Here is a 13,335-nt window from a genome sequence, read left to right as displayed (position 1 = left end):
TAGCCACCTCTGCAACTGGTGCTTTATCGGCTTCTTGCAAAATCCGAACAATCTGCTCATCCGTAAATCGGGCTCTCTTCATGTACTACTCCTTTTAGTCAAGGAGGAGTCATTATCTCTAAATTAGTTTGGTCTGAAAATCCCAGGACAGGTCACCAGGTATGAGTAAGTTAAAAGATGGTGAGAACCAGGCTCTAAGAAATATCCAGAATCCGCCTAAAGCTGATCTTTTTGTAATTAATGTAGCCTTTTCTCAAATTCAAGATCCTGCTGCAAGACAATACTTAAATCAACTGCCCACCTCATTCTCGTTAACTGATCAACAAGTAGATGATTTGAGAGCAGCTGCCAGCGCAATTTTATTGAATTCATCCGAGTTTCAGAGGCTGACTAAAGAGCTGAATGCTACTGTAATTGAGGGGCCAAAATAAAGGCACCGTAATTACCAATGCTTTTTATAATTTTCTACTACATCAGTGTGCTTAAGCTTCCAGGCTTTTTTGCAGGCAGATAGCATACCTACCATGCCTGAGGTCGTCCAAGCGATGGTGAATAAACCAGAAAAAGAAATCATGAACGGCAATACCTTCCACCCATCAGGAAGAATATCAGCGATGAAGCCCACAGTTGTGTAGCAACTTCCCGAAAAAAGTAGCGCATCAATAAATTTCCCTACCAAGCCAAAGCCAAATAGGCCGACGGCCCAGATAAATATTTCTGCAATGTGTAGTAAGGCGACTTGAGAGCTTGCAAAATAAAAATTAAGAAAAATGCCATCATAGTTTTTTGCGTTTGTAAGAACTTCTTCCCTGATGTCAAAGCGAACGCATATCCTCATCAGAATCGAGGAATGGAAAATTGTAATGATCCCTAAGCCGACGAGACCGATCAGTAGCTCTCTAAAAAGGGCAAATGAAAAAAACTGAGTGCTAAGGTTTTCCATCTGAAGATTTCCTATAAATTGAGTATGCCTTACGTTTCTGGTTAAATAATTATGCACGTAGCTTGCTTGGAGAGGGTTTTTAATAGTCACCTAATAAAAAAGAAGCCATATTCTCACCCTTAAGATTTTCTTTATTAGAATGGACTTGTGCATAAGCAAATTAATACCCAGCCTCCTGTTAACAGAGTGATCGCCAGACTCATTCTATCGATAGCAATTTGTATCTTGGGCCTGCTCTCTCTTCAGGCTGAGGCAGGCGATGATTACACCCTGAATCGGTCATATTTCATTGATAGCAGCAATGGGATGAATTTAGAGCAGGTGCAACAAGAGCATTTCACCGCTTATGATGGCGTTTTATCGGGTGGGTACAGTAATTCAAGTTATTGGATCAAGCTGAGGATTAAGGCAAGCACTCAAAATCTGATTCTCAGAATACGCCCATTATTTATCGATGAAGTAAGGCTTTTTGATCCAGCCGATTTCAGTAAAAATCGAGTGACAGGGGATATTCATCCTTGGTCTGATGCTGATTTACCTTCTACCAGTCTCAATTTTGTGCTGCAGTCCCAGGCGCAGCCACGTGATGTTTATCTTCGAATTAAGTCATTACATAGCTATCTCATATACACAGAGATCCTTCCTAAAGCGGAGTTTATTTTTGTTGAGGAAATCGAGGGTCTTATATATAGTTTTTATTTCACCTTTGCCCTAATTATTGCAATCTGGCTTAGTGTTGCCTGGATATTTTCTCGTGATTTTGTTTTAGGTATTTTTGCACTTCAGCAGCTAGCTACTGTACTATTTCTATTTTTACTGCTTGGATATGGCAGAATTTTTTTAGAAAAATATATTGCACCTGATGTATTAAACATTGCCTCTTTTTGGGCGCTAGCAATTTATCCTTTGATTGGCGCTCTAGCAAACAATGCTTTACTTTTAGAGTATAAAATCCCTCAATTTTTGCGTTGGATTTTGCGTCTCATTATTGTCGGATGCCTTACGGTGATGACATTGATGTATTTTGGTCAAGTAGTCTTTGCGCTCAAGCTGAATGCGATGGTGGTGCTTTTTGGAAGCTTCGTTTGGGCCATCGGCGCCCTAATGGCCCAAATGCAGGTAGATCCATCCCAAAAGATTTCATTAATGCCTACTATTGTGCTGAAGTTATATTTTCTAACCATCGCCATCGCTTTTTTTATCCCCGTCTTACCGTTATTGGGAATTATTCAAGGCGGAGAGGCATCGATCCAGATCCTGCGTTTATATAGCATTATTAGCGGCCTGATGATCTTCATTCTGCTTCAGTATCGTGCTAAGTGTTCCCTCAGATACGAAATCCAAAGATCAAGTAACTTAAAGAGTCAGGCTGATCAAGAGCGTCTATATCGTGAGGAGCAAAATAAACTCATGAGTATGCTGACTCATGAAATCAAAACCCCTTTATCTGTTTTGAAGCTCATCGTGGATGAAAAATTAACTGGGTCTGATCTTGAGCCCCACGCTAATCGCGCATTGAAAAATATCAACACTGTAATTGGTAGATGTATGCAATTAGGTAAGCTAGATGCTCGCGAGTTACAGGTGTATTTATCCGATGTCAATATTCAAGAGCTCATCCATGATATTTTGATTGATAAAAAAGATTCACAGCGTCTAGCTTTAGAAAACACTGTTTCATCTACCGTCCCAACAGATAAAGATCTTTTAAATATTATTTTGTCGAATTTAATTGAAAATGCTTTTAAGTATTCCGCAGCTAATTCAGTAGTTAGGCTGACCTCTAGCTATGCTCGGCAGGGCGAGATACCAGGAGTTGAGTTTGTCATTAGTAATCACATTGGCATATTTGGTTCTCCTGACCCTAGGGAAGTATTTAAGCGTTACTATCGCAATGTATCGGCGACTAAGATAAGTGGCTCCGGCTTAGGCTTATTTTTAGTGCGGGAGCTTGTGGATACCTTACGCGGCACAGTTACTTACCAAGATGAGTTAAATCAAGTATCTTTCAGAGTATGGCTACCCATTTAAAAATTGCCCTTGTAGAAGATAACGATGATCTCCGTGAGCTCCTTACGAGAGATATTGTTCGTGCAGGTCATCAAGTCCAATCAGCTGATTGCGCTGAGGCTCTAGATGACCTGATGGTTGGTCAAAGCTTTGATTTATTAGTTCTGGACGTCAATCTTCCAGGTGAAAATGGTTTGAGTATTGCCCGTAGATTTAAAGCGGCTAATCCCGATATTTTTATCATTATGGTGACTGCTAGAGTGGAGATTGAAGATCGGGTGGCAGGGTATGAGTCAGGCGCTGATATTTATTTACCAAAACCAGTCTCGAGTTCTGAATTAACCGCAGCAATTTCCAGTATTGCCAGGCGAGTTGTTGTCAGCGACCAACAGATTCAAGCAATTTTGAATATAAAAAGTATGACCCTAATCGGTACGCATGCGGTTGAGCTTAATAAGCTTGAGGTGGCTATGTTAAAGGCCTTAAGTGAGTCTACAGATGGAAATTTACCGTACCATCGCCTGCTTGAAATCTGTGGGGATGAGGTAACGGAGGCTTCAAAGGCAGCTCTTGAGGTCAGAATTGTGCGCTTAAGGAAAAAGTTTATTGATGCTGGCATTGCTGAGCGTGTCATCAAGGCTCTACGCGGTGATGGATATCAACTTCTTAGGCCAATTCGAATTTTGTAGGTTTTTGTAGGTTTCAGTAGGCCTTGGAAAGCTTGCTTAATTGATGCGGGCTATAAAAGCATTAAATAACTGAGATAATCCTTCATTTATATATTCTATAAACCTTTTTTGAGTCACACATCATGAACATAATCTGTATTTCAATATCTGCATTGGTAGTCTTTTTCGGATTACCTACCAACGCCTTTGCACAATCTCAAGCAAAAGTAATGCCAGCTGTTTCAGATGAGTGGCGCTTCTCAGTCTCACCTTATGTTTGGGCGGTGGGTGTTTCAGGTGACGTGACTACAAACAAAGGTCGATCAACGACCGCTAACCTCGATACGAATAGTGTGATTAATGACCTCAGAGGCGGCGCCATGATTTCGGGTGAGGCGCACAAAGGTAATTGGGGCTTAGCCATGGACTTTATTAATGCTAATCTTCAAAATAAACCTGCAAAAACAGCATCTGGCCCCTATCCGGCAGATCCAGCCGTCACTGTTAACGCTGATTTGTCGACCAAGGTCAATTTAAAAGACACTATCCTCTCAGCTGCAGCGACTTACACCTTTTTAAATAATTCTTCTATTTATGCAGATGCTTTACTTGGTGCGCGTTTTATTTCCACCACGGCCTCTGTAAAGGCAAACCTGACCGTTACTGGCACTGTTGATGGTCAGCCGGTAGCCAATGCATCTATCACTCGCTACCCATCAATGACTACCAACACCACGGATCCTATTATTGGTTTCAAAGGTCGTTATCGCATTGCTGATAGCACTTGGTTTATCCCGTTCTATGGCGATATTGGCTCAGGTGGTGGCACAACTAATCTCACTTGGCAAGCCATGCTGGGTGTTGCTAAGGCGTATGACTGGGGTGATGTTTCTCTAGGCTATCGTGCTCTTTACTACGATATGAAGAGCACCGGTTCTTTGCAAAAGGTAACCTTTAGCGGCGCGATTCTTGGCGTAACTGTTTCCTTTTAATTCCTCTTATTTTTTTTACCTAATTTATTTTATTTATGAATATTACTCAGCGCTTACTTCTCCCTTTGGCTGTCATTGGGTTTGTTGGTTTATCGGCTACTGGGGTTTCTGCCCAAAGTGCAGTAATGGTGAATGGTGCGAGCTCTCCAAAAGCAGAAGATCTTCGAGGTCTTGGTGATGTCACCGTTTCTGCCACTAAATCACCTAATGCTCAGTCAGCTGAGCCGAAAGATAGCGCTGTTGATATTGCAAAAAAATTGGCCAATCCGATTGCCAATATGATTTCTGTTCCATTTCAGTATGAGTTCAGTCGCGGGGTTGGTAAAAATCAGGGTGGATCAGAGCAAACCTTGCTTTTCCAGCCCGCTGCTCCATTTAACTTAGGTGGCGGTGATGTCTTCATTGTTCGTCCGATCGTAGCTGGTGTGCGAGAGACGAGTGTTAATGGTTACTCAGGGTATGGCATTTCTAGTGTGACCTTGGAATCTTTTTATGCACCCAATACCAACTCTTCTTGGATTTGGGGTGTTGGTCCTTACGCCCAATCTCCCTCTGGTAACAGTGGAAAGTTTGGCTCACAGCAGACCGGCGCAGGTGTCACTGCTGTTGTGCTAAATCGACACGATTCTTGGACCTATGGTTTGTTGGGTTATCAATCCTGGAGCGTGGGGGGTAATCCTGCTTTTGGTACACAAAATAATCTATATGGACAACCATTTGTTGCATACACCAATAAAGATGCATGGACATTCTCTGCAAACATGGAAGCCCAATACAACTATGATGTGCGCCGTACGTCAAACCCACTCTATGCTGGCGTTTCTAAGTTGCATGTTTTTGATGGCGTTCCAATCTCCTTCAGTGCTGGACCCATTTACTATGTAAGTAACACTCCCGGTGGCCCATCAGGTTGGGGTGCTCGTGCTACCGCTACCTTAGTTATTCTGAAATAAGCTCATTCAATTAATTGAGAAGATCCTCATGAAATTTGCACCAAAACTAATCTCGGTACTATTGATGGCGCAATGCGCGGTCACCTTTGCTAAAGGCAATGCTGACACTATTTTTTATGGTGGCCCGATTGTGACTGTTAATGCCAAGAATGAAGAAGTGCAGGCACTTGCTGTTCAGGGTGGAAAAATTGTTGCCGTGGGAACTAAAGCCGATGTGACTAAAGAATGGCAGTCAGGTAGCACGAAGGTAATTGACCTTCAAGGTCAAACACTCATGCCGGGCTTTGTTGAGCCACACGTACATATTTTAGTGACTTCAGTATTTGAAGGTCTTGGTTTAAATTTAAGCAACTTTACTTTGCCATATGACACGATTCAATCTTTAAGTCAGAAAATGAAAGTGGCTTTAAAGGATGTTCCTCCGGGTGGCTGGTTAATTGGATTTGGTGTAGATCCGTCGCGTACGTCGCCTTTCATGGCTGAACTTACTGCGAGCGATTTAGATAAAATTTCTAAAGATGTTCCTATTTTTGTGGTGAATCAGTCTGGCCACATAGCGTATGTCAATCACAAGGCAATGGAGTTGGCTGGGATTACTGATTCATCCCCAAATCCTCCTAGCGGCGGTATTTATGTAAAAGATAAGCAAGGAAGACTTACTGGCAAGCTCGTGGAGCCGCCCTCCTACCTACCATTTATGGCCAAGATGCCAAACCCAACAGAAGCTCAATTATTTGGCGCTATTGAAGCCACACTTAAGAAAATAGCGTCTACAGGTGTGACCACTGCATCTGAAATGAGTGTTGGCGGTAACTTTGGCGTTGATAAAGAAGCTGCGATTTATAAAGCAATCTTTGCTAAGAAAGCCTCCCCTATTCGGGTGCGCGGCTACTTATGGGGTCAGGCGCTGCCTGCAGGCTATAACAATATTAAGCCCAATGAAGGCGATGACCATTTACGTTTTATTGGTGTGAAATATATTTCTGATGGATCTACGCAAGGCCTAACAGCTGCATTGAATGCCCCTTACTCTTATCCCAAGGGCTCGAAGTGGAGTGGTGCACTTGACTATCAGGATGCGGAAATTTATAAATTAGCAAAACCCTTTTTTGATCAAGGCTGGCAAATATCTACTCATGCCAATGGTGATAAGGCTATTGATCAAACATTGAATAACTATTCCAAGTTGTTAGCGGGAAATCCGAATCCAGGCGAGCGCCGCTTGCGTATCGAGCATTTCACCGTCAATACCGAAGATCAGGTTAAAAAAGCGGTGTCTTTAGGTGTAGTGCCCAGCTTTACAATCGGCCACATAGACTACTGGGGCTCAGCTTTCGACCAACATATCATTGGTTCTGAGCGCGCTAAGCGGATTGATCCAGCGGGTGACTTTAAGAGATTGGGTGCACGATTTACATTACATAGCGATACCCCTGTTTCCAATGTGGGTCCATTGAATTACATTACAGAGGAAGTCACACGTTTATGGCAACTGCCCCCAAGGAAAGTCTTAGGGCCCACTCAAGCCGTTTCAGTTGACGATGCCATTCGTGCGATTACGATTGATGCAGCATATCAAGTATTTGCTGACAATATTGTCGGTAGCTTGGAAGTCGGTAAGCAGGCTGATCTTGTGATTCTAGAAAAGAACCCGCGCAAGATATCGCCTGACAAGATTCGGAATATTAAAGTCAAGGAAACTTGGATAGACGGTAAGCAGGTTAGTCAAAACTAAGACTAGGGATTGACAACGTAGTGTCGCTGTAAAAATGCCCGCTCAGCGGGTATTTTTATAAATATGAAATGTAATTCAAAGTAACAAGAGAAATATCATGCGTAAATTCAAATTCAAAATCAAACTCAATATTATTTGCATTGGCCTATGTAGTCTTGTGACTGGCACGGCCTATGCAGTTCAGTTGCTTGATCCTCCATCAACACCTAAGGTCACCAATATCACCGTCTTTGTTGCCAAGAAAATTGTGACAATGGATCCAGCTATCCCAAATGCAACGGCTGTTGCCGTAGCGGATGGCCGTATTCTATCGGTAGGCTCACTTGCTGATATGAAGCCTTGGACGGATAAATATCCAACCCAAATTAATCGTGAGTTTGCAAACAAGGTAATTTATCCAGGCTTCGTTGAGCCACATGCACACCCTTTGCTAGCTGGAATCTTATTCAATAAGCCCTTGCTAACTCCATCTCCTATGCCAAATCCTTGGGGGGCTGCATTTCCCGGAGTGGCTACTTTACCGGCGGCCCTGTCCCAGCTAAAAAAATACTCTGACGATATTAAAGATCCCACTAAGCCTCTGTTAGCTTGGGGTTATGACGTCGTTGCAATGGGTAAGGTCCCTGACCGTCAGATGTTAGATCAAGCCTCGAGTACTCGCCCCATCATTGTTTGGGACATATCGGGTCATGACATGTACGTCAACAGTGCAATGATCAAGGCTTATGACATTACTCCCGAGAAAGTAAAGAGTATTCCAGGGGTCGGACTTGATGAAAATGGTCAGTTAAATGGCCGCTTTTTAGAGATTCCCGCCTTGATGTTCATCATGAAGCTTGCTGGCAAAGATATATTGAGTGCTAACGAGATTCCCAGGGACTATTTATATATTAATGATTTGATGCAGCAAGCAGGCATCACTACTTCAGGTGATTTGGCGTTTGGTAGTCTTAATATTGAAATGGAAACCAAGTTGGCTAAGGCTTTTACCAGCTCTGCGGTAGGTGACTTACGCATCGTACCTGTTGTTTATGCAGAACCCTTTATTGAGAAGTATGGAGATAAAGCAATTCAAGAGGCTCAAAATTTGAGTCAGATGGATAACGATCGTTTAATTTTCCAGGGTGTGAAGTTTTACAGTGATGGCGGTTATTTGCCGGAGACAATGCGGATGGAAAATCCTGGCTACGTTGATGGCAGCCTGGGTTCCTCTAACTATAAGACAGCGCAAGATTTTGCTGGTGCAATGAGGCCCTGGTGGGATGCAGGCTTTCACATTCATATCCATAGTAACGGTGATAAAGGTAACCAAAACTCAGTTAATGCCTTACAGCTAATGCTCGATGCAAAACCGCGTTTTGACCATCGCTATACGATTAATCATTTTGGTATTCCATCAACTGCGATGGTGATGAAGATTAAGACTTTGGGTGCTGTAGTCAGTGCCAATATGTCTTATATTTCTGAGCGTGCAGAGTTGGAGTATCCAGCCTTAGGCATGGACCGCGCTTCTTATGCAACTCGTCTGGGTACTTTGGTTCGAAGCGGTGTGGTGACATCCATACATTCAGATGCTCCCGTATCCGCGCCATCACCACTGAAGGAGGCCTGGACTGCCGTTACCCGAAAAGACGTCTATAAGGATGGCAAGGTCTGGGCTCCAGCAGAAGCCGTTACCGTACAAGATGCAATGAAGATGATTACGATCAATGCTGCTTACACCCTGGGTGTGGAAGATAAAGTTGGTTCAATCGAGGCGGGTAAATTTGCAGACTTTGCAGTATTGGATCAAGATCCACAAACTGTGCCCGCTCTGAAAATTAAAGATGTGGCTGTTTTTGCAACCGTAATCGGTGGAAAAGTAGTGCCCGTCTCAGAGACTAAAAAGCCAAGACCATTCAGATAACCAAACTAGCGTTTATTCTAAAAACCTATCTTGCCTTAATGAGATAGGCTTTTCGCTAAAATAAGCAATATTCCATCATGATCTTGCGCACCCTCACTCTTGTCCTGCTGTTCGGTATTAGCTGTATCTCTTTTGGGGCAGAGGATGAGGGTAAGTATTCGGAAGGATTCTTGCGCCTGGATAACGTATCTCAGGACTATTCAAGAAATCATGTTTTAGAGTTTTGGGGTTATCACAATTCCGCAGGCTCCTCCAGCTCAGTGGATACGCTGAAGTTGCGCTACTACCAGCCTATTGACCTTGGAGAATTTAAAGGCACTATGCGACTGGATACGGCCTATAACTCAAGCTACGGCCCCAATCTTCCCCAGCATTCAGCAGGTCAATATGACGCTGGCAATACCATGCTCACTGTTTGGGGTAATCACCCTGGAATTTTTCGTCACTGGGGTGGAAATTTAGGTGGCCGTGTAATTTTTCCATTTGGTAATAATGGTCAGTGGGCGATTGGCCCGCAGGTCGGTAGCTCATTTGTGCCGCCAAATGGCAAGGACTCCATCTTGGCGGACTTCTCCCCTTTAATCCGTTACATGTATGGTTTTGATGGTAAAAATAATTCTTTTGCGAATAATCCCAGGCAACCCCCTTTAGTACGTACTCTGCAATTATTTCCTACCATTGGATTGCAGATCACTCCAAGCACCCAATTGCGCCTCTGGGACGAGAATGGCATTTATTACAACTCTGCGGGTGGTGGGTGGTTTGTACCTCTAGATGCTATGGTGACCCAGCGGGTGAATAAGAACTTCTTATACGCTGTAGGTGCTTCTAAGCAGATGGTTCAAACCTACAATCAATATAACTGGTCTTTATATGGAAAAGTTTCATTCACCTTTTAGATGTAAGCCATCTAGTAGGAAATGGTAGGGTTTCATATATGAACTTTGCTAACTTAGAAAAAATTGCTTAACCTAAATTAAGGGCAACATGAACTATCAATTTATCCTCAAGTCTTTACCAATTCTTTCCGTCTGCTGTTTGTCAAATTTGGCATTAGCAGAAATTCAGATCCTTAAGGCCTCTACCATCATTACGATGGACGAAAAAAATCCTCGAGCAGAAGCTATTGCCTTTGATACAGATACTAAAAAGATTACTGCGATCGGAGCCTTAAAGGATGTTCGCGCAAGTGCACCTAACGCCACAGTAAAAGACTTAGGCTCTACGGTATTAATGCCGGGCTTTATTGACCCTCACAACCATCCCATCCTTTCAGGGCTTTCAACTCAGGAACCTGCCTTCTGGGTCGCCCCTTATGTTGGTTATAAAACCTGGGCAGACGTACAGGCGAAAATCTTGAAAGAAGATGCTAAGGGCGCACCGGGTGTGCCATTGGTATTTAATGGTGTTGACCGACTATTACAGAAAGCCCCACTTCCAACGCGTGATGTCCTTGATAAATTGACTCCCAGTGGTCGACCAATCATCTTGCTCGATAATTCGGGACATGCGGTGTATTTCAACTCGGCCACTATTAAGCTGTTAGGTTGGCAGGGCAAGAAACCACCAGCTGACCCTGTTGGCGGAAGCTATGGACGATATAAAGATGGCACCTCTAACGGCACAGCAAATGAATCTGCCGCCCTATTTGCAGTTGTGGGACCCATACTTCCTAAAGCAATTCCTCATGTATTGCTTTCTGGTGCAAAGTGGTACGCCCTGATGGCCTCAAATGGCATAACCTCGACTTCAGAGCATACCTATAACACCGGGCAATACAAAGGCTACTTAGCTCTTGCTTCGACTCCGAATAGCCCAATGAGAATGCACGTTTATCACATGGCGATTGAAGCCGACGCGGCAGATAAAGTGACTTGGCCCGATCCCAGCATGGTGCGTAAAAACGGCATCAAACTTTGGGCAGACGGTAGCCCTTGGTTGGGCACAGTAGCTACAAGCTTTGGCTATCTAGATAATCCACAAACTCGCAACGCCGGCATTGTTTTAGGGCCACTGGGCGAGAAGGGGATGAACTATACCCGCAGCCAGCTTGATGATATGTTAGATAAGTTTGCTCCTATGGGTTATCAAATGGCCTTTCACTGTAATGGTGATGTAGGGTTTGACGTAGTACTTGATGCCTATGAGCGTGCCCTTGCCAAATACAATTTACTTGGTACAGATCATCGCTGGCGTGTCGAGCATTTGGGAGCAGCCCGCGGCGATCAATTTAAGCGCGCTGAAAGTTTAGGCGTAACAGTTTCGTTGGCGCCTTTCCAATATATCTATTGGGGAGACTTGTTGGACGGTACGATGTTTAAGCCAGAGTATGGTGCGCAGTGGCAGCGTATGAATGACGCATTTAAATCTAATGTCCATACTTCGTTTCATAATGACGGCTCTGTATCACCCCCTAATACTTTGAGAAATATTCAGCGGATGGTGACTCGGACAACAGATGCTGGAAATGTTCACGGAGCTAATCAGGCAGTTACTTTAGATCAGGCACTGAAAGCCTCTACCATCAATGGAGCCTACCAGCTCAAGCGAGAGAAAGAAATTGGATCACTTGAGGTTGGTAAATATGCTGATTTAGTGGAGCTTTCTGCGGACATTACTGCTGTGAAGCCCGGCGAGATACTTGAGAAAGTAAAAGTAAATGGAACGTGGCTTGGCGGCAAGAAAATTGATACTGCTCAATTTATTCAAGAAGTGACGGCGATTGATCCTTCAGAACATCAAGGATTAGCTGCGGATAGCTTAAAAACAATGCATAGCCATTAATCTCGATAGATGCTTAGAATAAGACCATCCCGAGATGGTCTTATTTTTTAGAATCATCAGATATTCTAAATAGATACACTATGCTGTTTTTGAAATCCTGAAAAATGAGCGCCGTTAGAAATATCAATTTATATAAAAGAATTAAATATGAAGCCTGTAATCATTTCTCGTAGAAGACTCATTAGTAGCGGCGCAATATTAGCAGTAATGCCAAGCCTGGCATTTTCTCAAGACAATAAGCTGGTATATCAGAGCTGGACTCAAGCACAGCTCAACGACCAGTTTAGCCAAGCTTCCTATATTGGGAATGTGAAACCAGTGATTGAGGGGTGGGTTGCTAACAGTACTGCGGTGCGTAAACAATTTCCACCTAAAACTTTCCATTACGGCACTGAGTCTGATGAGAATTTAGATGCCTTTATTTCTGAGGGTGCTAAAAATCTACCAATCATGGTCTTTATTCATGGCGGCGGATGGACCGAAGGAAATAATCAATATTTTGAGGCGCCTGCTGCAACCTTTATTAAGGCCGGTGCAATTTATATCGCAATCAATCTGACAAATACCCCGCCTAATACGATTCCCGGAATGGCAAAGCAGTGTAGAGAGGCCATTAAATGGGTTTGGAAGAATGCCACCTCATTCGGGGGCGACCCAAGTAAGTTATATGTTTCAGGCCATTCATCAGGAGGTCATCTCGCCAATATGATGCTAACCACTCAATGGTCAGATTACGGTTTGCCCGCAAATGTACTCAAGGGTGGCTTAGTAATGAGCGGTTGGACTGACCTTTATCCTGTCTCGCTATCAGATAGACAGAAATACCTCAAGTTAGATAAAAAGACAATTGCTGAATATAGCCCGATCAATCGCCTAGATAAAGTGCGAGTTCCAATCCTTATTTCCTGGGGCGCGCTAGAGAGTCCATACATGCAGCAGCAATCGGCAGCATGGGCAAAAAAATTACAATCCGTGGGAAGGTTGGCTGGAGTCTATAAGGTAGCGGGCACAACGCATTATGAAATGTCAGACCAGTTAAATAGTAGTAGCACTCAACTGGCTAAGGCTACCTTGGCTATGATGGATTTAATCAGCAACTAATTTTGACCCGTGTTATTGGTTTAGTGCTGCTTTAGGACAGCATTCAAACTGTTACAGCTGGTAACGGTGCTTAGGTTAAGTTAGACACTAAATGGTTGCTGTAAAAATTCACCGGTTCGGAAAACTTGAAATCGGTTGCTGGGCCATTCAGTATCTAGCTGATGACTACGCAAACACCACGCACCGATAACTTGGCTGCGTAAGCTATTGCAATCCTTTCGGTTTTCTTTAGGTGTCTGCTCT

At 43.5% G+C, this 13,335-nt stretch carries 11 protein-coding genes; 10 read left to right on the top strand and 1 reads right to left on the bottom strand.

Features of this window, described 5'->3' with window-relative positions; genetic code table 11:
* Positions 1–161 precede the first annotated feature (161 nt).
* Positions 162–431 (top strand): hypothetical protein, encoded by a 270-nt coding sequence (locus B0G85_RS03975; protein ID WP_100379109.1) that lies wholly within the window; start codon positions 162–164, stop codon positions 429–431.
* An 11-nt stretch (positions 432–442) separates the two neighbouring features.
* On the opposite strand, the gene B0G85_RS03970 is transcribed toward B0G85_RS03975, so the two are convergent.
* On the bottom strand, positions 443–1,033 hold the full coding sequence (locus B0G85_RS03970) for a hypothetical protein (protein WP_157799275.1): 591 nt from the start codon (positions 1,031–1,033) through the stop codon (positions 443–445).
* A gap of 57 nt (positions 1,034–1,090) precedes the next feature.
* Between B0G85_RS03970 and B0G85_RS03965 the strand changes: the two genes are divergently transcribed.
* The 9 genes from B0G85_RS03965 to B0G85_RS03925 all read left to right on the top strand — a co-directional run bounded on the left by B0G85_RS03965 (position 1,091) and on the right by B0G85_RS03925 (position 13,092).
* Entirely contained in the window at positions 1,091–2,974 is a 1,884-nt protein-coding gene (locus tag B0G85_RS03965; RefSeq protein WP_100379107.1) for a sensor histidine kinase, read from the top strand.
* Entirely contained in the window at positions 2,959–3,642 is a 684-nt protein-coding gene (locus tag B0G85_RS03960; protein ID WP_100379106.1) for a response regulator transcription factor, read from the top strand. The genes B0G85_RS03965 and B0G85_RS03960 overlap by 16 nt, the downstream gene beginning before the upstream one ends.
* A 122-nt stretch (positions 3,643–3,764) precedes the next feature.
* Entirely contained in the window at positions 3,765–4,613 is an 849-nt protein-coding gene (locus B0G85_RS03955; protein WP_100379105.1) for a hypothetical protein, read from the top strand.
* A gap of 35 nt (positions 4,614–4,648) precedes the next feature.
* Entirely contained in the window at positions 4,649–5,566 is a 918-nt protein-coding gene (locus B0G85_RS03950; RefSeq protein ID WP_100379104.1) for a hypothetical protein, read from the top strand.
* A gap of 28 nt (positions 5,567–5,594) precedes the next feature.
* Complete coding sequence (locus B0G85_RS03945) at positions 5,595–7,301, top strand: amidohydrolase (protein WP_100379103.1); 1,707 nt, start codon at positions 5,595–5,597, stop codon at positions 7,299–7,301.
* A 97-nt stretch (positions 7,302–7,398) separates the two neighbouring features.
* Positions 7,399–9,207 (top strand): amidohydrolase, encoded by a 1,809-nt coding sequence (locus B0G85_RS03940; RefSeq protein ID WP_100379102.1) that lies wholly within the window; start codon positions 7,399–7,401, stop codon positions 9,205–9,207.
* Between the two features lie 77 nt (positions 9,208–9,284).
* A complete protein-coding gene (locus B0G85_RS03935) occupies positions 9,285–10,106 on the top strand; it encodes a hypothetical protein (RefSeq protein ID WP_232725921.1) in 822 nt (273 codons plus the stop codon).
* Between the two features lie 148 nt (positions 10,107–10,254).
* The gene (locus B0G85_RS03930) at positions 10,255–11,991 is read left to right on the top strand and encodes an amidohydrolase (RefSeq protein ID WP_198508692.1); all 1,737 of its coding nucleotides are present in this window, start codon (positions 10,255–10,257) and stop codon (positions 11,989–11,991) included.
* 147 nt (positions 11,992–12,138) lie between these two features.
* Positions 12,139–13,092 carry an alpha/beta hydrolase gene (locus tag B0G85_RS03925; RefSeq protein ID WP_100379100.1) on the top strand — a complete coding sequence of 318 codons (954 nt, stop codon included), beginning with the start codon at positions 12,139–12,141 and terminating at the stop codon, positions 13,090–13,092.
* Positions 13,093–13,335 lie beyond the last annotated feature (243 nt).

This window comes from Polynucleobacter brandtiae, assembly GCF_002797575.1.
Classification (GTDB): domain Bacteria; phylum Pseudomonadota; class Gammaproteobacteria; order Burkholderiales; family Burkholderiaceae; genus Polynucleobacter; species Polynucleobacter brandtiae.
This window is presented reverse-complemented; position numbering and strand designations above follow the sequence as displayed.

Excerpts from the sequence above, each read along its gene's own strand:
- B0G85_RS03940 (WP_100379102.1), top strand. The coding sequence starts at position 7,399 with ATGCGTAAATTCAAATTCAAAATCAAACTCAATATTATTTGCATTGGC.
- B0G85_RS03945 (WP_100379103.1), top strand. The coding sequence starts at position 5,595 with ATGAAATTTGCACCAAAACTAATCTCGGTACTATTGATGGCGCAATGC.
- B0G85_RS03955 (WP_100379105.1), top strand. The coding sequence starts at position 3,765 with ATGAACATAATCTGTATTTCAATATCTGCATTGGTAGTCTTTTTCGGA.
- B0G85_RS03960 (WP_100379106.1), top strand. The coding sequence starts at position 2,959 with ATGGCTACCCATTTAAAAATTGCCCTTGTAGAAGATAACGATGATCTC.
- B0G85_RS03925 (WP_100379100.1), top strand. The coding sequence starts at position 12,139 with ATGAAGCCTGTAATCATTTCTCGTAGAAGACTCATTAGTAGCGGCGCA.
- B0G85_RS03950 (WP_100379104.1), top strand. The coding sequence starts at position 4,649 with ATGAATATTACTCAGCGCTTACTTCTCCCTTTGGCTGTCATTGGGTTT.
- B0G85_RS03935 (WP_232725921.1), top strand. The coding sequence starts at position 9,285 with ATGATCTTGCGCACCCTCACTCTTGTCCTGCTGTTCGGTATTAGCTGT.
- B0G85_RS03975 (WP_100379109.1), top strand. The coding sequence starts at position 162 with ATGAGTAAGTTAAAAGATGGTGAGAACCAGGCTCTAAGAAATATCCAG.